Source organism: Lentzea sp. NPDC058436, assembly GCF_042721515.1.
GTDB lineage: Bacteria > Actinomycetota > Actinomycetes > Mycobacteriales > Pseudonocardiaceae > Lentzea.
Window position 1 is genome coordinate 386,675 of the sequence record NZ_JBHXLF010000003.1, and the last position, 26,131, is coordinate 412,805.

Here is a 26,131-nt window from a genome sequence, read left to right on the forward strand (position 1 = left end):
CATGCAGGACTTCCTCACCGCAGCCGCGATCCTGATCGTGGGCGGCGCGGCCGTCCTCGTCCTGTGGCGAGGCACGCGCAACAAGCACCAACTCTCCACCGAGGCCCAGCGCGTCACCTACGAAACACTCCACACGGCCTGGTCAGCCGCACCCCCGCTCCGCGCGGGCCTGGTCCCGGACGCGGCGAAGAAGTCGGCGCGCCACCTCCGAACCCTGCTCGACACCCCCGCTCTCGCCCTGACCGACGAGACCGAGGTGGTCGCCTGGGAGGGCGTCTCCGACCACCACGCGGCCGACGCCATGACGCAGGCAGAGGACGTCTTCCTGACGGGCCGCACCCAGGCGTTCGACATAGGTTGCAACGAACCCAACTGCCCGATCAACTGCGCCGTGGTCGCCCCGCTGACCGTGGAGGGCAGGGTCGTGGGCACCCTGGCCGCCTACTCACGCGAAGCCTCAGCGGGCCTCGTCCGAGCCACGAACCAGGTAGCGCGCTGGGCAGCGGGCCAACTGGAACTGGCCGAACTCGACCGCTCCCGAACCCGCCTCGTGGAAGCCGAAGTGCGAGCGCTGCGAGCCCAGATCTCCCCGCACTTCATCTACAACTCGCTGTCCGCCATCGCCTCCTACGTCCGCACCAACCCGGAACGAGCCCGCACCCTGCTGCTCGACTTCGCGGACTTCACCCGCTACTCCTTCCGCCGCCACGGCGACTTCACGACCCTCGCCGAGGAGCTCCGCTCCATCGACCAGTACCTGGCCCTGGAACGGGCCCGCTTCGGCGAACGCCTGAAGGTCACGCTGCAGGTGGCCCCCGAGGTCCTCCCGGTGACCGTCCCGTTCCTGTGCCTGCAACCGCTGGTGGAGAACGCCGTCCGCCACGGCATGGAGGGCAAGGTGGAGCCGGGCCACATCCAGATCTACGCCAACGACGGCGGCGCCGAGGCCCACATCACGATCGAGGACGACGGCATCGGCATGGACCCCGAAAAGCTCCGCCGCACGCTGGCCGGGCAGGTCGACGAGTCCGCCGGGATCGGGCTGGGCAACATCGACGAGCGGCTGCGGCGCGTGTACGGGGACGAGTACGGGCTGGTGGTGGAGACGGCGTTGGGGTTGGGTACGAAGATCACCGTTCGGGTGCCGAAGTACCACGCGGGGATCAGCGACATGTGAGGGCGAGGCAGGGGCGCGCGAGGCTGGCGAAGCCGAAGGCGGGCCACCCCTGCCGCCAACGCAATGGCGAAGCCGAGGCGTCCACACCTCGTCGGGCTCTGATCAGCGGTGATGACTCAACCCCGACGGCGATTGGGGCTTGACTTTGGGTGCGAGGCCTTAAACTTGACCACTCGGCCGGGCTTCACAGACCGGCCTTTTCTAGGCCGAGGAAGGCCTCGCAAGGGCCCCGAAGTCAAGCCCCAATCGCGATCGTCGCGAAGCGGCGATGACGCAACCCGGCTCGACAAGGCCCACGCAACCACCCGCCCAAGGCGACCACCCGCACGCAAGGCGACCACCCCGCTGGAACCGGCGCCAGCCAACGCAAGCCGACCCGCGCCGCAAGCCGACCCGCGCCACAGGCCGACCCCGCACGGCAACCGGCAACAAAAACGCCGGAGCCACCCTTCTTCAGGATGACTCCGGCGAAGCCGAAAACCAGCGAATCAGCTGGCAGCCTTGGCCGCCCGCCGGTCAGCCGCGTCCAACACAGCCCGAATCCAGTCGAGCTCCTCGGTCCCGCAGGCCCCCTCAGCCGCGGCACGCCGAAGCCGCACCCACAACCCGAGGTCCGTCCACTCCTGGAACCGCCGGTGCACGGTCGGCACGGTCACCCCGAACGACGCCGGCAGGTGCCGCCACGCGCACCCGGACGACAGCACGAACACGATCGCGGTGAACACGGCCCGGTTGGACACGCGGCCGCGGCCGCCGCCCTGGCGCCTCACCTTGGCGGGCGGGATGAGCGGCTCGACGACGGACCACAGGGTGGCCGAGACGAGGCGGGCGGAGAGTTGTTCGATGACGTCGCCACGGCCGGACTCCACGCTGGTCTCCGGCCAGGCCGAGGTGCGCATCCAGGCGTCTGCCCGCGGCGTCACGTCGGCGGGGCGGGGGTCCTGGCGGGCGGACTCGGCTCGCTGGCGGGAGCGGAGCAGGGTGGCCAGGGCCGTGTCCTCGGCGGTGGTACGGCGCTGCGGGACGGCGTAGGCCTGCTGTTGCTGGGCGTGGCGGGCGATCTCGGCGCCCACGGTGCGGCGGAACGACGGGTTCGCCGCCAGGCGGGGGTCCACCGGCTGGCCGTAGCGGACCGGGGTGGCCTGGCGTGGCGCGATCTGGCCTGCCGGGGTGGTGGCCTGGCGCGGTGCGATCTGGCCCGCCGGGCGCGGGGTCTGGCCCGTGAGCGGGCGGCCGGGGACCGCGGTCTGGCGCGGGGGGACCGCCTGACGCGCCTGGCCCGTGACCGGGGCCTGGCGTGTGGGGTGGCCGGGGGCCTGACGGGGCGGGACCTGGCGCGCGAGGCGCGGGTCCGGGGTGCGAGCGAACTGGGAGTCGGTCATGGTGTGGTCCTCCGCCAGGACTTTTCCGTCTGGTGACAGCGCTCACAGTAAGAAGCCGGTTACAGAACAGGTAAGTGCGCAGACGCTCCGAGGCGATGAGCGGACGTGCCGTGGCGATGCGCGGCACGTCCTGTTGAGACGAGTGGCACACTGTCTGCGACGAACGGATAACCGGTCGTGGTACCGCTCTCACGAACGAGTGAGAGCGCGATCACCGGGAGGTGGTGATCGCGCTCCGTTGACTCCGGGGATACCGTCGAACCGTGAAGCTCTTGGCCACCAGCGATCTGCACGTCTCCTACCAGGACAACCGCGACGTCGTGGAGGCGCTCACCGCTCCCGACCCGGCCGACTGGCTGATCATCGCCGGGGACATCGCGGAGAAGTTCGACTCCATCGAATGGACGCTCTCCAAGCTCCGCCCGCGGTTCGCGAGGGTGATCTGGTCGCCGGGCAACCACGAGCTCTGGACCACCAAGGACGACGTCAACCAGTCGCGCGGCGAGGTGCGCTACAAGCAGCTCGTGGAGCTGTGCCGCAGCCTCGACGTGATCACTCCCGAGGACCCGTACGTCACGTTCCCCGGGCCGAACGGGCCGGTCACGGTCTGTCCCCTATTCCTCGGCTACGACTACTCCTTCCGGCCGACGGGTGCCACGGACGTGGAGTCGGCTCTCGCCATCGCGCACGAGGCCGGCGTGGTGTGCACCGACGAGTACTTCCTGCACCCCGACCCGTACCCGTCGCGCCAGGCGTGGTGCGAGGCGCGCGTGCGGGAGACCGAGGAACGGCTCGCGCAGGTCAGCGGGCCGACCGTGCTGATCAACCACTACCCGCTCGTCCGCGACCCCACGTTCGTGCTGCGCTACCCGGAGTTCGCGCTCTGGTGCGGCACGACCCTCACCGCCGACTGGCACACGCGGTTCAACGCGGTGGAGATGGTCTACGGCCACCTGCACATCCCCCGCACGACGCACTACGACGGCGTGCGCTTCGACGAGGTCTCGCTCGGCTACCCGCGCGAGTGGAAACCACGCGGCACCACCCAGGTGAAGCTGCACGACGTGCTTCGGGAGTCATGAGCGTGCTGGAACAGCTTCTTCCTCCCCCCATCGCGGCGGTGGAGCGGTACGACGACGACGAACCGGTCGAGCTCTTCCCCGAGGAGGAGGCGCAGATCAGCAACGCCGTCGAGAAGCGCCGCTTCGAGTTCGGCACGGTCCGCGCGTGCGCCAGGGAGGCCATGCGCCGCCTGGACGTCGAGCCCGCCCCGGTCCTGCCGGGCCCGAAGCGCGAGCCGATCTGGCCGGCGGACGTCGTCGGCAGCCTCACGCACTGCAAGGGCTACCGCGCGGCCGCGCTGGCCAGGGCGTCGGACTTCGAGACGATCGGCATCGACGCCGAACCGCACCAGCCCGCGCCGGAAGGGGTGCTGGGCGCGATCGCGATCGAGGCCGAACTGGACCGGATGGCGGGCCTGCAGGCCGCCGACCCGAAGATCTGCTGGGACCGGTTGCTGTTCAGCGCCAAGGAGTCCACCTACAAGGCCTGGTTCCCGATCACGAAGCTCTGGCTCGGGTTCGAGGACGCGGACATCACCCTCGGCGCCGACGGCACGTTCCACTCGCGCATCCTGCTGCCCGGCAGCCCGATCGCCGGGTTCGACGGCCGCTGGCTCGTGCAGGGCGACATCCTGGTCACGTCGATCGCCGTGCCCGTGGCCTAGGCGGGAGCGGTCAGCGCCAAGCTCGCACGCGCGAGCTTGCGCAGTGCCGTCCTGCGCACGCCGACGGCGTCGTGCTGCTTCGCGCGTTCCCTGCCGTACAACCGGATCAGCTCGTGGAAGCGGTAGCGCCCGTCGCCGCGGGTCTCCAGCAGGTGCGCGTCCACGAGGCCGTCGACCAGCTCCTCCGACTCCCGCACCGCGACGCCGAGCATCGGGGCAGCGACCCAGCCGGGGAAGTCCGGCAGATCCAGCAGGCTCAGCAGCCGGAACGCCCGCTGCTGGTCGGGGTTCAGGGCGTCGTAGCCGGGTGCGAGGCTCGCGCGCACCTCCAGGTCGTCGATGCGCAGCTCGTCCAGCCGGGTGTCCTCGGCCGCGAGCCGGGTGGCCAGCCGCCCGGCCGTCCAGTGCGCGCGGCGCGCCAGCCGTGCCCCGGCGATGCGCAACGCCAGCGGGAGGTGGCCGCAGAGGTGCGCCACCTCGGCGGCCGCCGAAGGCTCGGCCGACGTTCGTGCGTCGATCGACGCGAGCAGCCGCACCGCGCACGGGGCGTCGAGCACGTCGAGCTCGACCGTGCGCTCCTCTGCCACCTCGACGAGCCGCACGCGACTGGTGACGAGCACGGCGGAGCCTGCCGTTCCCGGCAGCAACGGGCGCACCTGCGCCATGCCCGCGGCGTCGTCCAGCAGGACGAGCACCCGACGCGAGGCGAGCTGCGACCGGTACAGCGCGGCACGGGCCTCGACGTCGCGCGGTACCGCGTGCGGGTGCACGCCGAACGCGACGAGCAGCTCGGCGAGCACCTCCGCCGGGTCGCGTGGCGCCGCCGCACCGCCGAGCCGGACGTAGAGCTGCCCGCTGCCGAAGTGGCCGCTGACCTCGTGCGCCACCCTCGTCGCCAACGCCGTCTTGCCCACCCCCGCCATGCCGGTGATCACGGTGACGGCGCCCGGCTTTCCCAGCGACCGCGCGAGCCGGGCCAGCTCGCCCTCCCTGCCGACGAAGTCCTCGACGTCGGGCGGCAGCTGCATCGGCGGCGCGGTCTCGGTCCGCTCGCCCCGCAGCACCTCCTGGTGCAGCTCCTGGATCTGCGCGCACGGCTCCACGCCGAGGGTCTCGACGAGCACCTCGCGCAACGCCCGGTACGCCTCCAGCGCCTCCGCCCGCCGTCCCGCGCGGTGCTGGGCGAGGATCAGCCGGCGCCACAGCCCCTCCCGCAGCGGTGTCTGCCGCACGAGCGCGGTCAGCTCCGTGATCGCGGCGCCGCACTGCCCCGCAGCCAGCCGGGCGTCCGCGAAGTCCTCCCGCGCGTGGACCTCCACCTCCTCCAGCCGCACGGCCTCGTACGCCAGCCACCCGAAGCACGTCACGTCCCCGAGCGGCGAGCCCCGCCACAGCGCGAAGGCCTCCTCCCACAGGGCGACGGCCCCCGATGCCCGTCGTGCTTCGTCGGCGAGGCACTCGAAGCGCGCGAAGTCGAGCTCGTCCGCGGCCACGTCGAGGAGATATCCACCGCCTTCCGTGACAACGCTGCCGGAAAGCCCCATTTCCGCGAGATCGCGGCGCAACCGATTCACGTAGGTGTGCACGTTCGCCACAGCGGACGCGGGCGGGAATTCGCCCCACACCGCCTCGACGATCTTCCCGAGGCCGACCGGTCTGCCCGCTTCGACGATCAGGGCGGCGAGCACGGCACGCTGCCTGTGACCAGCGCATTTCAACTTCTGACCGGCGTGGACGACACGCAACGGCCCCAGAATCCCGAACGTCGTACCCAAGGCTCCCCCACCTGAGTGCGCAACGAATGGGGAGCGTAGCAGCGGGCGCGTGTCCTGAAGACGGGGGCGAGGTTGTCAATTCGTGGACAGCGCGAACGGAATTCACGGCGGAGCGGAATTGTTTCGCCAGGGCGTTATACAGCTCGTGTAGGTCGCGTGTAGAGCCGCCGAATAGATTCGCCGATGCCGGGAGACCGCGTCGCCCGATGAGGTGGTGGGCCGTGCGAGGGGGCGGCCCACCACCGGAACGTTCCGGAACAAGACACACGAGTGTCGGATTGATCAACCGTGGTGCACGATGGTGGGGTGAACCCTCGACCGCCGGGAGGCCATCATGGGCGAGGACGTCGCGAAGCACGAGTTCACGCGCGAGGACCGCACGCGGTACCGCACCAAGGTGCGGCGGTGCCTCGACGTTTTCGCGCGGATGCTGCGTGAGGCTCGCTTCGACTTCGAAAGGCCGATGACCGGTCTGGAGATCGAGATCAACCTCATCGACGAGAACGCCGATCCGGCGATGAAGAACCACGAGGCTCTGAAGGTCATCGACGACCCGGACTTCGTGACCGAGCTCGGCCAGTGGAACATCGAGATCAACGTCGCCCCGCGCCGGCTCGCGGGCGGCGGCATCACGTCGTTCGAGGAGACGGTGCGCCGCAGCCTCAACGACGCCGAGCAGAAGGCGCGCGAGGTCGGCGCGCACATGGTCATCAACGGCATCCTGCCGACCCTGCGCTCCAGTGACATCGCACCGGACCTGCTGTCGAGCAACCCGCGCTACGCGTTGCTCAACGAGCAGGTGCTGGCGGCGCGCGGCGAGGACCTGCAGATCTCCATCGACGGCGTCGAACGCCTGCACCTCACGTCGAGCTCGATCGTCCCCGAGGCCGCCTGCACGAGCACGCAGCTGCACCTGCAGGTGAGCCCCGAGCAGTTCCCCGCCTACTGGAACGCGGCCCAGGCCATCGCGGGCGTGCAGGTGGCGGTGGGCGCGAACTCGCCGTTCTTCCTCGGCAAGGAGCTGTGGCGCGAGACGCGCATCGCGTTGTTCCAGCAGGCCACCGACACCCGCGGCGACGAGCTCAAGGCCCAGGGCGTGCGACCGCGCGTGTGGTTCGGCGAGCGGTGGATCAACTCGATCTTCGACCTGTTCGAGGAGAACGTCCGCTACTTCCCCGCGTTGCTGCCGATCACCGACGACGAGGACCCGCTGGCGGTGCTCGACAAGGGCGACACGCCGTCGTTGAACGAGCTGAAGCTGCACAACGGCACCATCTACCGCTGGAACAGGCCGGTCTACGACGTCGTCCGCGACCGCCCGCACCTGCGCGTGGAGAACCGCGTGCTGCCCGCCGGGCCGACGGTGGTGGACACGCTGGCCAACGCCGCCCTGTACTTCGGGCTGGTGCGGGCGCTGGCCGAGGACGAACGCCCGCTGTGGTCGCAGATGAGCTTCCAGGCGGCCGAGGAGAACTTCAACGCCGCCTCGCGCAACGGCATGGACGCGCAGATGTACTGGCCGGGCGTCGGCACGGTGCCGGTGGTGGAGCTGGTGCTGCGCAGGCTGCTCCCCCTGGCCCACGAGGGGCTGATCCGGTGGGGCGTCGACTCGGCGGAGCGCGACCGGCTGCTGGGCGTGATCGAACAGCGCTGCCTGAGCGGCGTGAACGGCGCGACCTGGCAGGCGCGGGAGTTCCACCGGCACTACGACCACACGCACCTGGATCGTGCCGACGCGCTGCGCACGATGCTGCGGACCTATGTGGACCTGATGCACGCCAACGAACCCGTGCACACCTGGCCGCTGACGTGAGCGAGGGGTGGCCGCGTCCGCGACCACCCCTCGGTCAGCTCAGGACGTCGGGAAGTTGTCCGGGGTGCGGATGCGTTCGCGCACCCACACACCGGCCGGCTTCAGGACGTTCGTGCCCGCGAACGTCGTACCCGAGCACGTTCCGGTCTTGAACACCGCGCCGGTCAGGCCGTCGTCGGAGAAGTTCCAGTTGGCCCACGAGATCTTCTTGCGGTCCATCAGATCGATGTACTTCTGCGACATGGTGAAGTCGTTCGACCCACCACCGGACGCGGCCTGCGTGCCGAACTCGGTCACGAACACGGGGACCTGGCTCGACACCTGGTCCAGGACGCTGAGGTACGCGTCCTTGTGGGCCTGGGCGTAGAAGTGGAACGAGTACATGAAGTTGGTCGCGTTGACCTTGTTGTTCAGCACCTGCGACGGGCTCTGGCCGTCGGAGTGGCCGAAGGTCGACCAGCCGTTCGTGCCCGAGACGATGAGGCTGTCCGGGTCGATGGCGCGGATGACCGGGATCATCTGCTCGGCGTAGGACTTGACGCTGGCCCACGACGTGCCGTTCGGCTCGTTGGCGATGTCGTAGATGATGTTCGTCTTGTCCTTGTGGCGCTGGGCGATCTCCGTGAAGAACGTCTTGGCGCGCGCCAGGTTGTAGTTCGGGTCACCGGGCGAGAGCTGGTGCCAGTCCACGAGGACGTAGATGCCGCGACGCGTGGCTTCCTCGATGTAGCCGTGCATCATGTCGGTGAACTTGCGGGGGTCCGTCTCGTACCCGTCCTCCTGGATGTACATGGCGACGCGGATGAAGTCCGCGTTCCAGTCGTTGACCAGGGCGTCCCACCACTGGGACTTGGAGCACTGGTGGTACCACTGGATGCCGTGCGTGCTCATGCCGCGCAGCTGGATCGGGTTTCCGTACTGGTTGCAGAGCTGCACACCGCACACGCGCAGCAGGCCGTTGACGTCGTGCGGCCTGGTGCCGCCGGGCGTGCCCGGCTGGGTGCGCGCGGAGATCGAGCTCGACGCGCCGGACAGGTTGCCCGCCGCGTCCCGTGCCTGCACGGTGAACGTGTACGAGGTGTCCGGCGTGAGGCCGGAGACGGTGTGCGTGGTGCCGGTCGCCGTCTGCCCGTTGGACAGCACGTAGTCCGTCACGCCCACGTTGTCCGTGGACGCGTTCCACGCCAACGAGATCGAGGACGCCGTGGAACCGGTGGAGCGCAGGCTGCCGGGCACCGAGGGGGCCTGGGTGTCCGGCGTGCCGCCGCCTTGCGCGTCGACGTCGAGGCGGTCCAGGTTCGGGCCGCCGTTGGCCGACGTCGCGACCGTCCTGATCGTGTTGGCGCCCGCGTTCAGCGTGAGCGTGATGGTCTTGGTCGTCCACGTGGTCCACGCGCCGGTGCCGGGGAACGACCACTTGCTCTGCTTCAGCGCGCCGTTCAGGAAGACGTCCATGGGACGGTTGACCGTCGTCCCGTTGGCGTACCTGAAGGTCAGTTTCGCCGATCCGGCGGCCGGCGCGTTGACGGTGAACTCGACGGCGCTGCCGATCTCGTTGTCGTAGTTGACGAAACCGGAGCCGGTGTGACCGGCGTGGTTCGACTCGACGACACCGTTGGTGATGGTCGCGTTCTCCGCCTGGTACTCGACCACGGCGGCGTTCGCCACGGCCGGAACGACTGCGATCGCCAACGCTGCTGGGACGATCAGCTTCAGGGGTCTGGCCACAGGTGCCTCCTGTGTGAGGGGAACAGCAGGGCGCGGCGGCGATTTAGTTAAGAAGGTTTCCTATCAGTGGCGACCTGAATCACAGCACTAGACCTCTGCCCGTGTCAACAAATTCGGGCGACCGGAACAAGAGGGATGAGGCATCCTCGACCACCTGATGCGATCCACAGTCACCGTGACACCGGCACAGCTTCCCGAGGTGCTGCTGCACGTCGCCGTCGTCCGACCGGTCTTCCTCTGGGGAGCACCGGGTATCGGCAAGTCCTCGCTCGTCCGCAGGTTCGCCGCCGAGCTCGGGCTGGAGTGCGTGACGTTGCTGGGCACGCAGCTCGCGCCGGAGGACCTCATCGGAGTTCCGGAACTGGTCGGTGGCCGGTCGCGGTTCGCCCCACCGGAGTCGATCGCGCGGCACGACCCCTACTGCCTGTTCCTCGACGAGCTGAACGCCAGCTCCCCCGAGGTGCAGAAGGCGTTCTACTCGCTGATCCTCGACCGGCGCATCGGCTCCTACGAGCTGCCGAAGGGCTCGATCGTGATCGGTGCCGGCAACCGGGCGGTCGACAACGCCCTGGCGCGTCCCATGGCGTCCGCTCTCGTGAACCGCATGATCCACGTGCACCTCACGGCGTCCGCCCGCGACTGGCTGACCTGGGCGCGCCAGAACGACATCCACCCGTGGGTGCTGGAGTACCTGGCGCAGCGGCCCGACCACCTGTGGAGCGCGGCGCCGAAGGTCGAGGAGACGTTCTCCACGCCACGCGGCTGGCACATGCTGTCGGACGCGCTGCACTCGTTCGGCGAGGACATTTCCGAGGACCTCCTCGGGGTGCTCGCGTTCGGCACGGTCAGCGCGAACCACGCGTCGATGTTCAAGGCGTACGTGAAGACCGTGCGCAACGCGTACGGGCTGGAGGCCGTGCTGCGCGGGGACACCCGCTGGCCGTCGGCACCGCAGGACCGCGACCTGCTGTACTTCCTGGCCGAGGCGTTCCGCGCGCGGCTGGTGAAGGAGCTGCCGCACGACAAGGCGCACGCTCCGGCGGCGGGCAGGCAGCTGGCGCACCGGGGCAAGGCGCTGCTGCTGGAGCTGGCGGAGCTGTCGCTGGAGATCGCGCAGATGGTGATCGCGGCCGACGACGACGGCAACCCCGTGCTGCCCGCGTGGTTTCTCGTCGAGGTCACCCGCGACCTGCCCCGGCTGGTCGCGGCACGCGCATGAGCAGGCGCGGGAAGGCCCCCGTCGACCCGGCCGCGCTGGCGTTCGCGGCGGCGGACCGGCGGATCAACGCGCATCCGCTGTTCGCCGCCCTGAGCACCTACGTGCGCCGGCAGTCCGGCCACCCGTGGGCCGACATCTCGCTCGACGGCATGCTGCTCGCCCACCCGACGCGGAAGGCGACGGAGGACGAGTGGGCGTGGGTGTTCGCGCATTGCCTGCTGCACCTGGGTTTCAGCACGTTCTCCTGTGACGACGTGCTGGACTTCCAGCCGGCGCTCAAGTTCGGCAGGCGGCCCGACTCGTGGGATCCCGGCCGGTGCGTGCGCGGCGAGGAGTCGAAGGACCCGGAGACGTGGGCGAACCGGTTCGCGGCCGGGCTGTCCAACGCCGCCGTGGCCGCGATCGACGTGGCGGGCGGGGCGCGGTCGTCGTTGTCCGACTCGCGGCCGGTCAAGACCGAGTGGGAACTGGCGCTCGGCTGGTTCGTGTCGAACTACCCGCTGCTGGGCGCGCTGGCGTCGACGATGACCGTCGTGGCGGACGCGGAACTCGCGCGCGGCTGGGACATCTCGATCGCGGCGGTGTCGACCGCGTCGGCCGAGATCTACGTGAACCCGTTGGCGGGCTTGACGAAACCGGAGTGGCGGTTCGTGCTGGCGCACGAGATGCTGCACGCCGCGCTGCGCCACGGCGACCGGGTCGGCGGGCGGGACGCGTACCTGTGGAACATCGCCGCGGACTTCGTGGTCAACGGGTGGCTGGTCGAGATGGGCATCGGATCCGCACCGTCCGGAGCGCTGCACGATCCCGAGCTGCGCGGCCTGTCGGCGGAGTCCGTCTACGACCGGATCACCGCGGATCTGCGGCGGTACCGGAAGTTGCTGACGTTGCGCGGACATCACCGGGGCGACCTGCTCGGGGAACCGTTGCGCGGCCCGGCCGACTTCGCCGACCTGGACGAGTTCTACCGGCGCGCTCTGCTGACGGGGCTGAGTTACCACACGTCTGCGCGCGGACTCCTGCCCGCCGGGCTGGTCGAGGAGATCCGCGCGCTGGAGCACCCGCCGCTGTCGTGGGACGCCCAGCTGGCGCGGTGGTTCGAGGAGTTCGTTCCCGCCGCGGAGAAGCGGCGCAGCTACGCGCGGGCGTCGCGGCGGCAAGCGTCCACTCCGGACATCCCGCGGCCCGGCTGGGTGCGGCCCGAGTCGCTGGAGGCGCGGCCGACGTTCGGCGTCGTGCTCGACACGTCCGGCTCGATGGACCCGCGGTTGCTGGGCAAGGCTCTCGGTGCGATCGCCTCCTACGCCGCGGCACGTGACGTGCCCGCCGCTCGCGTGGTTTTCTGTGACGCGATGGCATATGACGCCGGATACGTGCCCGTCGAGGACATCGCGGGCAGGGTGGCGGTGCGCGGGCGCGGCGGCACGGTGCTGCAGCCCGGCATCGACCTGCTCGAACGCGCCCCCGACTTCCCCGCCGCCGGACCGGTGCTGGTCATCACCGACGGCGGGTGCGACGTGCTGCGGATCCGGCGCGAGCACGCGTTTCTCATCCCGGCGGGCGCCCACCTGCCGTTCCGCGCCCGCGGCCCCGTCTTCCGGATGTCCTGATGGAGATCGCCTGTGACGAGTCGGGGTCGGAGGGCGAGAAGCTCGTCGGCGGGGTGACCGCGGTCTTCGCGCACGCGGCCGTGCGGTTCTCCCACTCCGACGCCGCCGCGTGCGTGGAGTCGTTGCGGGACATGATCAAGTCGCCGGCGCAGGAGTACAAGGCGAACCACCTGCTGCGGGCCAAGAACCGCTGGGTGCTGCTGTGGTTCCTCGGCCAGGACGGCCCGCTGGTCGGCCGCGCCCGCGTGCAGCTCATCGACAAGCGGCGGTTCCTGGCGTCACGGGTGCGGGCGGAGTTCGGCTCGGTGACCGGGCCTTTGGAGCTGTACAACGACCTCCTGCGCCTGCGTGGCCCGCGCGGCACCCTCGACCCGTTGTTCCCGGCCATCCTGAGGGCCGTCGCGCAGTGGGGCGGGCCGGTGTCGATCGTGCACGACCAGCAGCTGTCGCTGACCGACGGGCGGATCCGGCAGCTCAAGAAGCTCGCGCCGCGGTTGAAGAGCCTGACGCTGGCCGACTCCCAGTTCGACGCCCGCGTGCAGGTGGCCGACTTCCTGGCCGGCATCGCGCGGCGCGTCGCGGAGGAAGAGCTGCACGGACGCCCTGACCGAGAGGTGATCGAGTTGCTGATGCCGTTCGTCGTCGGACCGAGGATGTGGCATGCCTGACGCGATCTTCGCCGATCCGCTGCTGGCGCGGGTCTACGACGCCTTCGACGGGTCGCGCGACGACTTGGACCACTACCTGGCGATCGTTGCCGAGCTTGAGGCCTCCAGCGTGCTCGACGTCGGCTGCGGCACGGGGTGCTTCGCCACGTTGCTCGCCGACGCCGGGCTCACGGTCGTCGGCGTGGACCCGGCGCTCGCGTCCCTGGACCTCGCTCGGGCCAAGGACCCCAGGGTCAGGTGGATCCACGGCGACGCGACCACCCTGCCCCCACTGCAGGTCGATCTCGCGACGATGACCGCGAACGTGGCGCAGGTGTTCCTCGGCGACGACTGGGAGGCGACGCTGCGCGGTGTGCACGCGGCGCTGGGTCCCGGTGGTCACCTGGTGTTCGAGTCACGACGGCCGGAGGCGAAGGCGTGGGAGGGCTGGGCCACGACCACGCACCGGGTGGTCGAGGACGTGGAGCAACGGCGTGAGCTGCTCGGCGTCGACCTGCCGTTCGTGTCGTTCCGCCACACCTACCGCTTCCCGGACGGCACGGAGATCGCCTCCGACTCGACGCTGCGGTTCCGGCCCCGTGCCGAGATCGAGGGAAGCCTTGCGGCGTGCGGGTTCGAGGTCGTCGACGTGCGCGACGCCCCGGACCGTCCCGGGCTCGAGAACGTGTTCGTGGCGCGGAAGGTCAGCGCTGCCCCGGCTTCCACACGATGATCTTGAGCGACAGCCGCGCGAGCTCCAGGTCGCCCGTGCGGTTCCTCAGGGTGGCCTTCTCGTGGCCGGGTGCCGGCTCGTCGATGTCGGGGGGTGCCCTCGGTGGTGTCGGAGCAGTACATGCCGCCCATCAGGTAGTCCGTCAGCTCGTGCAGCACGGCGAAGTTCGACCCGTCCCCCGCCGGAACGGGAGGGGCGAGCGAGGAGTTCGGCGCGCTCGGCGTGGCGACGGGCACCGTCGAGACCACCGTTCGCGTCGTGGTGGTCGCGGTGTCGACGAGGGTGTCGGCGGTCTGCGGGTCGCTCTCGCCCCGCACGTGACCGACCTGCCGCACCACGTCGTCGACATCACCCTGCCGCAGGGCCTTCTGGACCTGGTCCAGCCGGTCCGCGAGGTACCGCTCGTCGTCTCCGGGCACGTGGTCCACGGTCGGGCACGGCAGATCGGCGCGCGACGCGTTTCCACCAACTGGCCACTTGTTGGCCCGAACCTGGTCAGCTGACCAGCGCGGGCTGCTTCCAGGCCTGCACTAGCCACGGCAGGACGCGCGGCAGCCGGTCGGCCACGATGTCGTGCAGCACCAGCACCAAACGGCCGGTGTGCTCCCCCGCGTCGAGCCACACGACGTGCATCAACACGCCTGCCTGGAGGTCCAGCCCCGCCTCCGCCTCCGCGAGGGCGGCGGGGGTGGCGGCGACGGGATCACTCACCTCGTGGTGCGCGAAGCCGGAACGACACAGCTCGGGGTGCAGTTCCACCAGGGACTCCATGGCGGTGGCGAGACGTCCTACGCCCAGCCCCGCCCGAACCTGCACCGTAATGGCTCTCACGTTAGGAGAGCCTAACCTAGGCGCCAGTGGGGATCGCGCCCACTGAGTCCCAGGACACGGTCGAACACGGGCGCATTCGAGTCGACCTCGACTGCGGCTCCGAAGAGCGAGCCGTCGCGGTCGTCCGGTCCGATCGACGACACGAAGCCGTGCACGACCTGGAGCAGGCCTTCCTCGACCTCGAACGGCTGCCCGGTCGCCCTCGCGACGTCCCAGCCGTGCAGGACGATCTCGTCCAGCGCCACGGCGGCCGCGACCTCACCCGGCAGATCGATGCCGCCCGCGCGGGTCATGCCGTCCCACGCCTCGGGAACACTCCACGCCCGCGCGAGCTCGTCGAGCCGCGCCGGGATCGACTCGCGGAAGTCCTGCGGCAGCCGGGACGCGTCACCGGAGGCCGTGCCGTCTAGCGGGGTCTTCCGCGCCGCCATCGTGAACGCGACCGCCAGTCCGTTGACGTGGTCGAGCAGGTCGCCCACCGTGTAGTCCGGGCACGGGGTCGTCGCTTCCAGGTCGGCGTCGGTCACGTTGCGCACCACCGCGGCCAGCTGCCCGGCGGCGGGAGTCAGGTCGAACATCAGTAGCCGTCGCCTCCCCAGAACTGCTCCTCCAGCGTGTCCGCGGTGCCGGCGAGCAGCTGGAGCGGGTCGGTGAACTCGTGGATGTCGAGGTCCTTCAACGGCAACGAGTGCCGGACCACCACGTGCTCCCCCATGATCGCGAGACCGCAGGCGACGGTGGAGTTGCCCACCTCCTCCAGCACGACGCGGAGGTCCACCTGCGACGCCAGCCCGCACGGCGACGCGATCTGCACCCACTCGTGCATCCTGTCGAGCACCTCCCGGACGATGATCACGACCTGCGTGCGGTCGTCCTCGTCCTCCTCCACGTCCCCGAAGGTGAAGAGGATCCTCAGTTCCTCGCCCTCGTCGTGGATGACGTCGTACTCGGCGCGGACGTAATCCGCGAGGTCTCCCCAACTCGCCATGGCGCAACCCTACTGGCCGCGATGGCCCACAGCCCGACGACCAGGACGGCGCCGACCTCGGCGATGAGCAAGATCCTCTCGATGTACCCCAACGGGAACACGCGCCACCACCGAACGTCCGAGACGACGCCCAGCGCAATGGCGTAGAGCAGCGGCATGAATGCGACAACGCTCAACAAACCGGACGCCATCGTCCATCTGGCGTGTCGTCCCCACACGTGGTCCTTCAGCCACGGCCGGGCGAGCGCGATGATCGCGATCGGCAGGCTGACGAACGCGACCATGCTGCCGAACCGGTGGATGCTGCCGCTGAGCTCGTTGGTGCCCATCGCCCAGTTCGTCTTGGGGAACGCCACCACGAGGAACAGTCCTGCCGACCACAGCGTCAGCGCGATCGCGCCGGTGGAACGCCACCTCGTCAGGCCCTTGTGGACCAGCACGCCGAGGATCGCGAGCGAGCCCACCGCCAGCAGCAGCACGGCGACGTCGAAGACCGGGCGGTAGTCGCCCAGCGCGTACTCGCTGATCGTGCGGCGCAGCGGGCCGACGGTCAGGTCGAGCAGGCCGACCATGGCCACCGTGACGACGACGGCGAGTGAACCGCCGGTGGCGGCTAGTCGAGGTATCAGCACATAACGGACAACGCCCTGGCGAACCCGCCGGGTTCCTGAGTTCAGCAACCCGACAGGTTCCGCCCAGGATCTCGACAGGGTCAGCCCAGGACGCTTCCGCACGTGATGTTGACCTGCGCTCCCGTGATCGTGCGGCCCCAGTCCGAGGCCGCGAAGACCGCCGTCCTTCCCACGTCGTGCAGCGTCGCGGCCCTGCCGAGCAGCGTGTCGCCGACGATGTCCTCCTCGATCGGCGCGCGGTGCTCGGCCGGAACCGACTCTGGGATGCCGCCGGTCTGCAGCGTGACGACCCGGATCCCGTGCTGTCCGAGCTCGACCGCGAGCTGGCGGCGCATCGCCTCGACCGCGTCGAACGCCGCGAGCAGGCCGCCCAGCTGCCACCTCCGGTGCGCCGAGGCCTCTCCCGACCCGCCGAAGAACAGGATGACGCCGGACTTCTGCCTGGTCATGTGCCGCGCGGCCGCCCTGGCGGTGAGGAACTTGCCCTTGACCGCCGAGACGACGGGGCTGAGGTAGTCGTCGACGCTCATCTCGACCATCGGCGTGCCCTGGACGTCGTTGTCCGTGGTGACGTTGACGGAGATGTCGATCCGGTCGAACGCGGCGGCGTGCCGGTCCACCGCCTGTTCGTCGAGGACGTCGACCACGGCGTAGCGGGCGCCGAGCTCGTCCGCCTTCGCCTTCAGCGCCGCCTCGGTGCGGCCTGCCAGGTGCACGTCCGCACCGGCCTGCGTGAACGCGGCGGCGATCGCGCCGCCGACGTTGCCCGCGCCGCCGTAGATGACTGCGGTCTTCCCGTTGAGGTTCATCGGTTCGCCGGTCATGGGTTCGAGGCTAACTCCTACCGCAGCGCGTCGCCCGCCTCAGCCGCCACCGCGTCGGCCACGGCGTTCAGCGCCGGCGAGTCGAGCTTCCACTGCTGCCAGTACAGCGGCACGGAGATCGCGCGGCCGGGCGCGAGGTCGACGAGTCCTTCCTGGAACTGCTGCGGCGGCACCATCCCCCAGCCCAGGCCCGCGACGATCGCGCGCACGTACACCTCGGACGACGGCACGTAGTGGCGGTGTTCGGACGCGCCCCGGCCACGGGTCAGCGTGCGCACGTAACGGTCCTGCAGGTCGTCGTTGCGGTCGAACACGACGACCGGGGCCTGGGGCAGCCACGACTTCAGCTGCCCGTCCTCGTTGCGGTCGATGAACGACCTCGAAGCCATTGCCGCGTAACGGATCTCGCCGAGCTTGGTGACCGAGCAGCCCGCCACCGGTTCGCGCGACGACGTCACCGCCGCCATCACCGAACCCTGGCGCAGCAACGCCGTCGTGTGGTCCTGGTCCTCGCGGTGCAGGTCGAACGAGATCCTGAGGTCCGGCGAGACCCGTTGCAGGGCGGGGAGGAACCAGGTCGCGAGCGAGTCGGCGTTCACCGCGATCGGGACCCTGATGACGGCGGCCTCGCCCAGCGCCGCGTCCAGGTCCTGGTCGAGGGCGAGCAGTTGCCGACCGTAGCGGACCAGCACCTCACCGGACGGCGTGAGCCGCACCGGACGCGCGCGCACCAGCAGGACGCGCCCGGTGCGTTGCTCCAGGGCCTTGATGCGTTGCGAGACAGCGGAAGGCGTGACGTGCAGTGCGGCGGCGGCAGCGTCGAAGGTGCCCGCGTCGACGACCGCGAGCAACGTGCGCACCAGGTCCAGATCCATCACGGACGCTAATGCTACGTAAGAATCTGTAGCTGGTCTCATCAAAACCGCGTCAATACCGTGGAGCCCGTGACTGACCTGCTGCTCGGCTTCGGCACCATGATGACCCTGATCGTCGCGATCGGAGCGCAGAACGCTTTCGTGCTGCGCCAAGGGCTTCGGCGCGAGGCCGTCGTCCGGGTCGTCGCCGTCTGCGCCATCTCGGACGCGATCCTGGTCGCGGTGGGCGTCGCCGGGTTCGGTGCGATCGTGAAGACGTTCCCCGCGGCGATCACGATCGCCGCGGTCGTCGGCGGACTTTTCCTGCTGGGCTACGGGTTTCTGGCCGCGCGCCGGGCGTTCGCACCGTCGGCGTTGGCCGCCGGAACTGAGACCAGCACCCGGCCCGTGCTCACCGCGCTCGCGCTGACGTGGCTCAACCCGCACGTCTACCTCGACACGCTGCTCCTGCTCGGCTCGATCGCGGCCGGCCGGTGGCTGTTCGGCGTCGGCGCGGTGACCGCGAGCGTCACGTGGTTCGTGGCGCTCGGGTTCGGCGCGCGACTGCTCAGCCCGTTGTTCGCGAAGCCCCGCGCGTGGCGGGTCCTGGACGGCCTGATCGCCGCCGTGATGATCACCCTCGGGGTGACCCTGATCGCCGGGTCGTGATCACTGCTGTGGTGACAGCACCACCGCGCCGGGCAGTCCCGTCCGGTCCGCGACGGGCCACGCCAACGGGTCGGGCCCGAGCTCCACGAGCTCGGCGACCTGCAGCCGGGACCACGGCGAGATCTCCCGCGTGCCGTCCAGAACGGACGCGGCGAACTCGGCCCACGGCACGCGCTCGGTGGAGTCGACCTCGTCGGGGTTCGGCGCGGGCTCGTCCTCGCAGACGACCCGGAACACCGGGCACATCTCGTTCTCGACGATCCCGTCCTGGACCGCGCGGTAGCGGAAGGCGGGCAGCAGCAGTTCGGGCGCGGAGCACTTCATGCCCAGCTCGTCCTGCAGGCGCCGCAGCACGGCCTGCGCCATGTCCTCGCCCGGCAACGGGTGGCCGCAGCAGGTGTTGGTCCACAGACCCGGGAACGTCTTCTTGTGCAGCGCGCGGCGGGTGAGGACCGTGTTGCCGGCCGAGTCGAACACGTAGCTGGAGAACGCCAGGTGCAGCGGGGTGTCCGCGTGGTGCACCACCGCCTTGTCCTCGACGCCGATGGCCGAACCGTCCTCCGCCAGGAGGACCACCTGTTCCACAGTCACGCCACCACGTAATCACACGCGGTACAAGATCGGGAACCGGGCGTCCGAGTGAGTTCGAGCGCGGGACCAGCCCGGCCCTAGGTGGCGGAGGTCACCCTGGGGACATGACTTCCCCGATCGCTCAGGCTCACACCATGTTCCTGGTGCTGGTCAGCCCGTCGGGCCAGTACTCGATCTGGCCGGCGGTGCTGCAGGTGCCCGCGGGCTGGCAGGTCGTGCACGGAGTCGCGTCCAGGCAGTCCTGTGCGGACTACATGGACGCGCTCCGTGCGGACCAGCCGCTGGCCGCCTAGCTCTCCAGCTCTAAAGCAGGCGGATGTACCCGCGCGACGCGGCGCCGCCGTGCTCGTTGTTGCCCGCGTACGAGGCCGTGAAGCCCTGCAGCAGTGTCGACACCCCGACCAGCAGCGGCACCTGGGCGTCACAGGTGGCCTTGCCGGACGAGTTGGTCGTCGCGGTGCAGAGCGGGTTGCCCTTCACCGTGCGGAAGACGACCTGCTGACCGGCGACCGGCGCACCGGTGTGCTTCTCGGTCAGCGTCGCGTTGAGACCGCGGACCGTGAACCCGAGCAGCCGCAGCTGCAGCTGGGCGGTGCCGGACACGAGCTTCGACGCGGCGGGCGGCACGAAGTTGATCGCGATGCCCACCGGGCGCTGGCCGACGGCGACGCTCGCGGTGACCGCGTTCGACGCCGTGCTGATGACCGACACCGTGTTGCTGTCGAAGTTCGTGACGTAGGCGCTCGCACCGTCCGGCGTGACGGCCACGCTGATCGGGCGGTCGCCGACGGAGATCTGCTGCAGTTCGGTGAGCGTCGTGAGGTCCACGACGGACACCGAGTCGGACTGGCTGTTCGTGACGTACGCGCGCGTGCCGTTGGGCGCCAGCGCGATGCCGTGCGGCGTGATGCCGACGGACGCGCTGCCGACGACGGTGCGCGAGGCGACGTCGATGGCGGAGACGCTGTTCGAGAGCTTGTTGACCACGTACATCCGCGTGCCGTCGCCCGACGCCGCGATCGCGGTCGCCGCGCTGCCGACGTCGATCGTCGAGACGACGGTGTTGGACGTCGTGTCGATGACCGAGACCTTGCCCGCTCCGGTGACGTCGTGCGTGACGTAGACGGCCGAGCCGTCCTTCGTGACGACGACGCCGTCGGGGTTCTGGCCGACCGTGACGGTCGCGGTGACCGTCAGCGTGGCCGTGTCGACCACGGACACGGACCCTTCGAGGTAGTTGGTGACGTAGGCGAAGCCGCCACCGGGTGCCACCGCGACGCCGGCCGGGCGGTTGCCGACGGGAACCGCCTTGTCGACCGTGTTGGTCGGCGTGTCGATGACCAAAAGCGTGTTCTGCAGGGAGTTCGTCACGTAGCCGCGGGTCCCGTCGAACGCGACCGCCGCCATGTACGGCGTGTTGCCGTTGCCGTCGGCGATCGTCGTGGACACCGCGTTCGTGGCCGTGTCGATCACCGACACCCCGCCGCCGTTGTTGGCGACGTAACCCAGCACCCGGCCGGCGGGAGCCGCCTGGGCCGGGGTCACCACCAGTGCCGCGGTGACGGCAGCAGCCATCACCAGTGGACGCAACCGCATGTTCAAAGCCTCCTGGCGAGTCATCCCGACCCATCAGGACATCGCGGCGTGATGAGCGGACGTTAGCCTCTTTTCGAACCAGTGGTCGGCGTACTCGGCGTCGTTGTAGCGCGCGATCTCCGTGAAGCCGTGCTTGGCGTACAGACTCCTTGCCTCCACGAGGTCCTTGCGCGTGTCGAGCCTCAGCGCGGTGACGCCGTGCCGCACCGCCTCGGCCTCCATCGCGACGAGCAACGCCGACGCGCCGCCCCGGCCGCGCAACGACTCGCGCACGAACATCCGCGTCAGCTCGCCGACATCGCCGGACAGGAACCGCATGCCCAGGCACCCGACATCGTTGCCGTCGAGCGACAGGACGAGGAACACCGGCACGTCGTGGTCCTGCTCGTCGCGTTCGTAGGAGTCGATCTCCGCGTCGTTCGTCGGCCGGCCCCAGTAGCGGCTGATCATCTCGGCGTTGTACTCGCGGTTGAGCGGCGAACCCGCGGCGGCGGCGACCCTCACGGTCCAGTTGGTCATGGGACCATCATCAAAAGCTCGTCCACTGTGATTCAGGTCACTGCAACACCGATGCCGCGAGAAGCCAACTGGGGGCGTGATGTTCGCGGAGCTGTTCGACGAGCACGCCCCTCCCCTGCACCGGTACCTGGCGCGGCGGGTGGGCGTCGACGTGGCCGACGACCTCGTCAGCGAGACCTTCCTCGCCGCCATGCGCGGGAAGGAGGGCTACGACCCGGACAAGGGCAGCGTCGTCGGCTGGCTCTACGGCATCGCCACGAACCTGTTGCGCGGCCACGCCAAACGCGAGACGCGCCTGCTGCGGACCGCCGAGCGCTACGGCGTCGACCTCGGTGTCGCCGAGTCGCTGGAGCACACCGTCGTGACCCGCGTCGACTCCCGTTCGCACCTGCGCCGGATCGCGCGCGAGCTGGCCAGGATGCCCGAGGCCGACCGCGACCTGGTGCTGCTCGTGTCGCTGGCCGGGCTGACCGTCCAGCAGGCGGCGGAAGCGCTCGACCTCAACCCCGGAACCGCCCGGTCCCGTCTGCACCGGCTGCGCGCGAAGCTGAAGGAAGTGGAACATGCGTGACGTGCTGGACGACGACCTCGCCGAGCTGTACTCGGTGCGGGGCGGCGACGAGGCGCGGCTGGACAAGCTGCGCGAGCGGCTGTTCGCGGAGGAGCCCCAGCCGCGCTCACGTCGCTGGATCGGCATCGCGGCGGCGGTCGTGGCAGTCGTGCTGATCGCCGGTCTCGTGGTGTTCCTGCGGCCCGAACGGGTCACCCCGGACGTCGCCGAGATGCCGACCGCGCCCGCCACGTCCCTCACCGAGGCGGCCGCGCTGCTGGAGCGGACGCAGCCGCGCGGCAAGTACCGGCACATCAGGTACGAGACCTGGGAGACACAACCCGCCATCACCAAGAACGGCACCACCGCCGTGCAGACGGAGTTCCTCACCGAGGTCTGGCTGCCCACCGCCGAGGGACAACCGGTGACCACCCAGCACAGGGCCACCGGCCGCACGCGTGCGGTCACCGGCGTGCCGGAGACGCCCGGCTTCGTCGCCGGGAAGGTGTACACGGGCCCGCGGTTGTGGGGCACGGTCTGCCCGACCACCCCGTGCTACGAGACGAGCCTGCTCAACCCGCTGAGCCAGGAACCGCGGGAGACGCTGGGCTCCGCATCGTCGGCGTTGCTCTCGCCGTTCACCACCAACGGCAAGAAGGCGGCTCTCTACCGTCAGCTCGCCGCCATCAACGGGGTGCGCTACGACAGCGGCACGGTGTTCGCGGACGGCAGCAAGGTCTCCTTCACCCTCGACCCGGCGACGGGCGAGGTCACCGGCTACGAGGAACGACAGGTCGTCGCCGGCGGCACGCTGCCCACGGGCACCCCGCTGCTGTCCGCCTCGGTCACCTACGAGTGGACCGATCAGCGGCCGTCGTAGGACCTCGGCAGGTACCAGGCCAGGGCGGCGCGCAGCTCGGCGACGTCGCGCTCGCGCCGCCTCCTGGTGCGCTCGTGGGCGATCGGGAAGACCCGCACACCGCCGTGGTGCGCGCCGAAGAAGCGACGCGGCGCCGGGTCCTTGAGCCAGACGACGACCCACGGCCGTTTCTTGTGCGGCACGACCCGCACCCGTGCGAGCTCGTACCACCAGTACTGGTGGAACTTGCCGTTGCGCGTGGTGGCGATGCCCTCGCGGCTGATCTCGATGACGACCCGACGGCGGGCGGCGGCGCTGAAGTACCGCACGGCACGCACGACGAGCACGCAGAACGCGGCCAGGGCGAGCAGCTGCGTGGCGCCGTTGGCCTGCGCGGCGGGGTCGGCGATCGCGGCGGCGAGCAGTGCCACGGCGAGGTTCAGCACGCCCCACGCCATCGGCACGAACCGCGACGTCGAGAACGTCGCGGCGGCGGGCGTCATGGGCGCGGGCAGCTTGGTGGTCGGCGGCTTCGGCGTGACGACCTGCGAGAGCAGGCGCGTCACCTCGGCCGGTTCGGGACGCTTCGCCGGGTCGCGGTGCATGCACTTCTGCACCAGCGGCCGCAGCGCCTTGGGCACGCCGTCGATGTCCGGCTCGCCGTGCGCGGCCTTGTAGAGCAGCGTGGCCGTCGGGCCCTCGCCGAACGGGCCCTTGCCCGTCGCCGCGTAGACCAGCACGGCGCCCAGGGCGAACACGTCGGACGGGGACGCGACCTCCTGGCCGGTGATCTGCTCCGGCGAGAGGAAGCCCGGCGTGCCGAAGACCATGCCGGTCTCCGTCAGCGCGGTGTGCTCCATGGCGCGGGAGATGCCGAAGTCGATGACGCGGGGGCCGTCGGCGCCCAGCAGCACGTTGGACGGCTTGAGGTCGCGGTGGACCAGGCCGGCGCGGTGGATCGCGGTGAGCGCCTCGGCCAGTCCCTCGGCGAGGCGTCTCAAATGGTGCTCCGGCAACGGACCGTGCCGTTCGATGGCCTCCTGGAGCGTCGGCCCCGGCACGTACTCCGTCGCCATCCACGGCCGCGGCGCGCGCGTGTCGGCGTCCACGACCGCCGCCGTCCCGGCGCTGCCGACCGCGCGGGCCATCTGCACCTCGCGGCGGAACCGCTCGCGGAAGCGAGGGTCGTCGGCGAGCTCGGCGCGGGCGACCTTGACCGCCACCTGGCGTCCGTCGCTGCCTTGTCCCAGGTAGACCGTTCCCATGGCACCACGACCAAGCCTGCCCAGGAGCAGGTAGTCACCAATGCGCTGTGGTTGGTCCACCTTCACCGGATCGAGGGTAGCGGGAACTCGGGCTGAAACCTCACATCTGAGTAGATCTACGTATCGTTGTCACCCATGGGTCGGACGCGCTTGTACCGCAACGGCGAACTCGTCGACTCGGACTTCCCGGTCGCCGACGTCGCGCGGCACCTCCAAGATCAGTCCTCGATCGTGTGGTTCGACCTGTGCGCGCCGTCGGAGGACGAGATAGGTCTGCTGCGCGACGAACTGGGGTTGCACGAGCTCGCGATCGAGGACGCGTTCTCCGAGCGGCAGCGCCCGAAGGTCGACCGCTACCCCACCCACCTGTTCCTCTCCGTCTACGCCGTCCAGTACGACCAGCACGAGATCAGGACGTGCGAGGTCGACGTGTTCGTGGCGCGCAATGCGCTCGTGACGGTGCGCGAGAGCGAGGACTACGACCTCGCGGGCGTGCAGCGGCGGTGGGACAGCGCGCCCACGCTGGCCTCGTCGGGCATCGGGTTCCTCCTGCACGGCCTGCTCGACGACGTCGTGGACGGCCACTACGCCGCCGCCCAGCAGCTCGACGACGACATCGAGGCCCTGGAAGACCGCATCTACGACGAGAAGCCGCACGTCGGCCGCAAGGCGTTGCAGCTCCGTCGCGCGCTGGTCCAGCTGCGGCGCGTCGCACTGCCGATGCGCGAGGTGCTCGGATCGCTCCTGCACCGCGAGCACGAACTGGTGGACGACGCGATGATGCCGTACTACCTGGACGTGAAGGACCACACGCTGTTCATCGCGGAGCTGACCGAGTCGATGCGCGAACTGGTCACGAACCTGCGCGAGGCCGAGGTCGCCGTCCAGGGCAACCGCCTCAACTCGATCATGAAAAAGGTCACCAGCTGGGCCGCGATCATCGCAGTGCCGACAGCGATCTCGGGCTATTACGGCATGAACGTCCCTTACCCCGGCTTTGAGCAGAAATGGGGCTTTTGGGTCTCGACGCTGGGTATCTTCGGCCTTTCCTACTTCCTGTACGTGATGTTCAAGCGCCGCGATTGGTTGTGAAACCCTCTTGAAGATCCACCTGACCCGCCGTGACGAACTGGCGATCATCACGATCGACGCGCCGCCGCTCAACCTGTACTCCCTCGACCTCGACGCGGAGTTCCACGAGGCCCTGGACGAACTGGGCGACGCACGCGCGCTGCTGGTCAACGCCACGGGCAAGGTGGTGTCGGGCGGCGTCGACGTGTCGCTGTTCGCCGCCCAGGAGTACCGCGAGGAGGCGCAGCAACTGTTCGACCGCATGATCCTGCTCCCCCAGCGCCTCGCCGCACTCCCGATGCCGACCGTCTTCGCCGCCCACGCCCTGTGCCTGACCTGGGCCTTCGAGCTGGCGGTGGCCTGCGACCTGCTCGTCTCCTCGACCTCGGCCCGCTTCGGCCTCGTAGAGAAGGTCGTGGGTCTCACCCCGACGATGGGCGGCACCCAGCGCCTGGCCGCACGCGCCGGCGTGGCCCGCGCGAAGGAGTTCGTCATGACCGGCGACCTCTACGACGCCGCCACCCTGGAGCGCTGGAACGTAGTGAACCGCGTGTTCCCGGACGACGGCTTCGCGCTGGCGGCGGAGGAGTTCGCCCTGGGCCTGGCCGTGGGCCCAACGCGCGCGCACGCCGCGACCAAGGAGGTGCTCGCGCACTACGAGCACGGCGGCGTGGCGGCGGCCGACGCGCACGTCACGACTATCGCGTCCGGGTTGTACGAGAGCGAGGACCTGCCTCGGGCCGTGCACAGCTTCCTGACGGACGGGCCGGGGCGGGCGCACTTCACGGGGCGTTGAGCGGGGCGACACCGCGAGCGGATAGGGGCGGGGACCCGCCTTCGCGAGTGGATCGACGAAGAACCGCTCTCGCGATGCCGAAGGCGAGGCGTCCCTCCCCCACACAACGGCCAACGGCGAAGCCGAGGCACCCTGCCCCCAACGCAATGCCGCAGGCGAGGCGTCCATACCTCCACCGCGATGAGCAGCGGTCATGGGTGACGTGCCGCATCAACGCAACCACGCACGCCCGCGATTGGGGCTTGACTTTGGGTGCGAGGCGCTACCCTCGCGAAC

27 protein-coding genes and 1 pseudogene are annotated in these 26,131 nt (G+C 70.0%); 15 read left to right on the forward strand and 13 right to left on the reverse strand.

The features are described 5' to 3' along the window. The first annotated feature begins 1 nt into the window (after position 1). Complete coding sequence (locus tag ACFWN2_RS15585; protein ID WP_382428045.1) at positions 2–1,177, forward strand: sensor histidine kinase; 1,176 nt, start codon at positions 2–4, stop codon at positions 1,175–1,177. Between the two features lie 491 nt (positions 1,178–1,668). Here the strand turns inward: ACFWN2_RS15585 and ACFWN2_RS15590 are convergent. Beyond that, positions 1,669–2,076, reverse strand: a pseudogene (locus tag ACFWN2_RS15590) (transposase); the annotation flags it as partial. Between the two features lie 746 nt (positions 2,077–2,822). Here ACFWN2_RS15590 and ACFWN2_RS15595 point away from each other — a divergent pair. Both ACFWN2_RS15595 and ACFWN2_RS15600 read left to right on the forward strand, forming a co-directional pair. After that, positions 2,823–3,641: a metallophosphoesterase family protein gene (locus ACFWN2_RS15595; protein ID WP_382428046.1), complete on the forward strand. Its 819-nt coding sequence runs from the start codon at positions 2,823–2,825 to the stop codon at positions 3,639–3,641. Next, positions 3,638–4,285 (forward strand): 4'-phosphopantetheinyl transferase, encoded by a 648-nt coding sequence (locus tag ACFWN2_RS15600; protein WP_382428047.1) that lies wholly within the window; start codon positions 3,638–3,640, stop codon positions 4,283–4,285. Before ACFWN2_RS15595 ends, ACFWN2_RS15600 begins: the two co-directional genes overlap by 4 nt. Here the strand turns inward: ACFWN2_RS15600 and ACFWN2_RS15605 are convergent. After that, on the reverse strand, positions 4,282–5,973 hold the full coding sequence (locus ACFWN2_RS15605) for a BTAD domain-containing putative transcriptional regulator (RefSeq protein ID WP_382428048.1): 1,692 nt from the start codon (positions 5,971–5,973) through the stop codon (positions 4,282–4,284). The two genes, ACFWN2_RS15600 and ACFWN2_RS15605, sit on opposite strands and share 4 nt — an antisense overlap. A 421-nt stretch (positions 5,974–6,394) precedes the next feature. Here ACFWN2_RS15605 and ACFWN2_RS15610 point away from each other — a divergent pair, with 421 nt between their 5' ends. Continuing rightward, complete coding sequence (locus ACFWN2_RS15610; RefSeq protein WP_382428049.1) at positions 6,395–7,873, forward strand: glutamate--cysteine ligase; 1,479 nt, start codon at positions 6,395–6,397, stop codon at positions 7,871–7,873. Positions 7,874–7,912: 39 nt separating this feature from the next. On the opposite strand, the gene ACFWN2_RS15615 is transcribed toward ACFWN2_RS15610, so the two are convergent. Next, a complete protein-coding gene (locus ACFWN2_RS15615; RefSeq protein WP_382428050.1) occupies positions 7,913–9,601 on the reverse strand; it encodes a cellulase family glycosylhydrolase in 1,689 nt (562 codons plus the stop codon). A gap of 157 nt (positions 9,602–9,758) precedes the next feature. On the opposite strand from ACFWN2_RS15615, the gene ACFWN2_RS15620 reads away from it, so the two are divergent. The 5 genes from ACFWN2_RS15620 to ACFWN2_RS15640 all read left to right on the forward strand — a co-directional run bounded on the left by ACFWN2_RS15620 (position 9,759) and on the right by ACFWN2_RS15640 (position 14,313). Then, positions 9,759–10,820 carry an ATP-binding protein gene (locus ACFWN2_RS15620; protein WP_382428051.1) on the forward strand — a complete coding sequence of 354 codons (1,062 nt, stop codon included), beginning with the start codon at positions 9,759–9,761 and terminating at the stop codon, positions 10,818–10,820. Further along, positions 10,817–12,430, forward strand: a complete 1,614-nt coding sequence (locus ACFWN2_RS15625; RefSeq protein ID WP_382428052.1) for a hypothetical protein — start codon at positions 10,817–10,819, stop codon at positions 12,428–12,430. The genes ACFWN2_RS15620 and ACFWN2_RS15625 overlap by 4 nt, the downstream gene beginning before the upstream one ends. Next, the gene (locus ACFWN2_RS15630; RefSeq protein WP_382428053.1) at positions 12,430–13,098 is read left to right on the forward strand and encodes an NAD-dependent protein deacetylase of SIR2 family; all 669 of its coding nucleotides are present in this window, start codon (positions 12,430–12,432) and stop codon (positions 13,096–13,098) included. Before ACFWN2_RS15625 ends, ACFWN2_RS15630 begins: the two co-directional genes overlap by 1 nt. Then, positions 13,091–13,810 carry a class I SAM-dependent methyltransferase gene (locus ACFWN2_RS15635; protein ID WP_382428054.1) on the forward strand — a complete coding sequence of 240 codons (720 nt, stop codon included), beginning with the start codon at positions 13,091–13,093 and terminating at the stop codon, positions 13,808–13,810. The genes ACFWN2_RS15630 and ACFWN2_RS15635 overlap by 8 nt, the downstream gene beginning before the upstream one ends. 317 nt (positions 13,811–14,127) lie before the next feature. After that, the gene (locus ACFWN2_RS15640; protein ID WP_382428055.1) at positions 14,128–14,313 is read left to right on the forward strand and encodes a hypothetical protein; all 186 of its coding nucleotides are present in this window, start codon (positions 14,128–14,130) and stop codon (positions 14,311–14,313) included. Here ACFWN2_RS15640 and ACFWN2_RS15645 read toward each other — a convergent pair. From ACFWN2_RS15645 to ACFWN2_RS15670, 6 genes are all read right to left on the reverse strand, one after another. Continuing rightward, positions 14,306–14,641: a hypothetical protein gene (locus ACFWN2_RS15645; RefSeq protein WP_382428056.1), complete on the reverse strand. Its 336-nt coding sequence runs from the start codon at positions 14,639–14,641 to the stop codon at positions 14,306–14,308. The two genes, ACFWN2_RS15640 and ACFWN2_RS15645, sit on opposite strands and share 8 nt — an antisense overlap. A gap of 11 nt (positions 14,642–14,652) precedes the next feature. Then, complete coding sequence (locus ACFWN2_RS15650; protein WP_382428057.1) at positions 14,653–15,219, reverse strand: TIGR03086 family metal-binding protein; 567 nt, start codon at positions 15,217–15,219, stop codon at positions 14,653–14,655. Next, positions 15,219–15,629: a hypothetical protein gene (locus ACFWN2_RS15655; RefSeq protein ID WP_382428058.1), complete on the reverse strand. Its 411-nt coding sequence runs from the start codon at positions 15,627–15,629 to the stop codon at positions 15,219–15,221. Before ACFWN2_RS15655 ends, ACFWN2_RS15650 begins: the two co-directional genes overlap by 1 nt. Continuing rightward, complete coding sequence (locus ACFWN2_RS15660; protein ID WP_382428059.1) at positions 15,554–16,261, reverse strand: DUF998 domain-containing protein; 708 nt, start codon at positions 16,259–16,261, stop codon at positions 15,554–15,556. The genes ACFWN2_RS15655 and ACFWN2_RS15660 overlap by 76 nt, the downstream gene beginning before the upstream one ends. Positions 16,262–16,341: 80 nt before the next feature. Next, positions 16,342–17,085, reverse strand: a complete 744-nt coding sequence (locus ACFWN2_RS15665) for an SDR family NAD(P)-dependent oxidoreductase (protein ID WP_382428060.1) — start codon at positions 17,083–17,085, stop codon at positions 16,342–16,344. Between the two features lie 17 nt (positions 17,086–17,102). Next, positions 17,103–17,960 (reverse strand): LysR family transcriptional regulator ArgP, encoded by an 858-nt coding sequence (locus ACFWN2_RS15670; protein WP_382428730.1) that lies wholly within the window; start codon positions 17,958–17,960, stop codon positions 17,103–17,105. A 99-nt stretch (positions 17,961–18,059) separates the two neighbouring features. On the opposite strand from ACFWN2_RS15670, the gene ACFWN2_RS15675 reads away from it, so the two are divergent. After that, positions 18,060–18,608, forward strand: coding sequence for a LysE/ArgO family amino acid transporter (locus tag ACFWN2_RS15675; RefSeq protein ID WP_382428731.1), 549 nt, complete (start codon positions 18,060–18,062; stop codon positions 18,606–18,608). Here ACFWN2_RS15675 and idi read toward each other — a convergent pair whose 3' ends face one another. Continuing rightward, complete coding sequence (gene idi / locus ACFWN2_RS15680) at positions 18,609–19,193, reverse strand: isopentenyl-diphosphate Delta-isomerase (protein WP_382428732.1); 585 nt, start codon at positions 19,191–19,193, stop codon at positions 18,609–18,611. Between the two features lie 110 nt (positions 19,194–19,303). Here idi and ACFWN2_RS15685 point away from each other — a divergent pair, with 110 nt between their 5' ends. Further along, entirely contained in the window at positions 19,304–19,492 is a 189-nt protein-coding gene (locus ACFWN2_RS15685; RefSeq protein ID WP_382428062.1) for an MbtH family protein, read from the forward strand. 10 nt (positions 19,493–19,502) lie between these two features. Here the strand turns inward: ACFWN2_RS15685 and ACFWN2_RS15690 are convergent, their stop codons facing one another. Both ACFWN2_RS15690 and ACFWN2_RS15695 read right to left on the reverse strand, forming a co-directional pair. Beyond that, positions 19,503–20,795: a beta-propeller fold lactonase family protein gene (locus tag ACFWN2_RS15690; protein ID WP_382428064.1), complete on the reverse strand. Its 1,293-nt coding sequence runs from the start codon at positions 20,793–20,795 to the stop codon at positions 19,503–19,505. Positions 20,796–20,828: 33 nt separating this feature from the next. Next, complete coding sequence (locus tag ACFWN2_RS15695) at positions 20,829–21,314, reverse strand: GNAT family N-acetyltransferase (RefSeq protein WP_382428066.1); 486 nt, start codon at positions 21,312–21,314, stop codon at positions 20,829–20,831. 79 nt (positions 21,315–21,393) lie between these two features. Between ACFWN2_RS15695 and ACFWN2_RS15700 the strand changes: the two genes are divergently transcribed. Then, positions 21,394–21,885: an RNA polymerase sigma factor gene (locus ACFWN2_RS15700; RefSeq protein ID WP_382428068.1), complete on the forward strand. Its 492-nt coding sequence runs from the start codon at positions 21,394–21,396 to the stop codon at positions 21,883–21,885. Further along, positions 21,878–22,744: a hypothetical protein gene (locus ACFWN2_RS15705; RefSeq protein WP_382428070.1), complete on the forward strand. Its 867-nt coding sequence runs from the start codon at positions 21,878–21,880 to the stop codon at positions 22,742–22,744. Before ACFWN2_RS15700 ends, ACFWN2_RS15705 begins: the two co-directional genes overlap by 8 nt. Here ACFWN2_RS15705 and ACFWN2_RS15710 read toward each other — a convergent pair. Beyond that, entirely contained in the window at positions 22,729–24,054 is a 1,326-nt protein-coding gene (locus tag ACFWN2_RS15710) for a serine/threonine-protein kinase (protein ID WP_382428072.1), read from the reverse strand. The genes ACFWN2_RS15705 and ACFWN2_RS15710 overlap by 16 nt on opposite strands. Before the next feature lie 69 nt (positions 24,055–24,123). Here ACFWN2_RS15710 and ACFWN2_RS15715 point away from each other — a divergent pair, with 69 nt between their 5' ends. Next, entirely contained in the window at positions 24,124–25,080 is a 957-nt protein-coding gene (locus ACFWN2_RS15715) for a magnesium transporter CorA family protein (RefSeq protein ID WP_382428073.1), read from the forward strand. Positions 25,081–25,087: 7 nt separating this feature from the next. Further along, entirely contained in the window at positions 25,088–25,855 is a 768-nt protein-coding gene (locus tag ACFWN2_RS15720; protein ID WP_382428075.1) for an enoyl-CoA hydratase/isomerase family protein, read from the forward strand. The last annotated feature ends 276 nt before the right edge of the window (positions 25,856–26,131 follow it).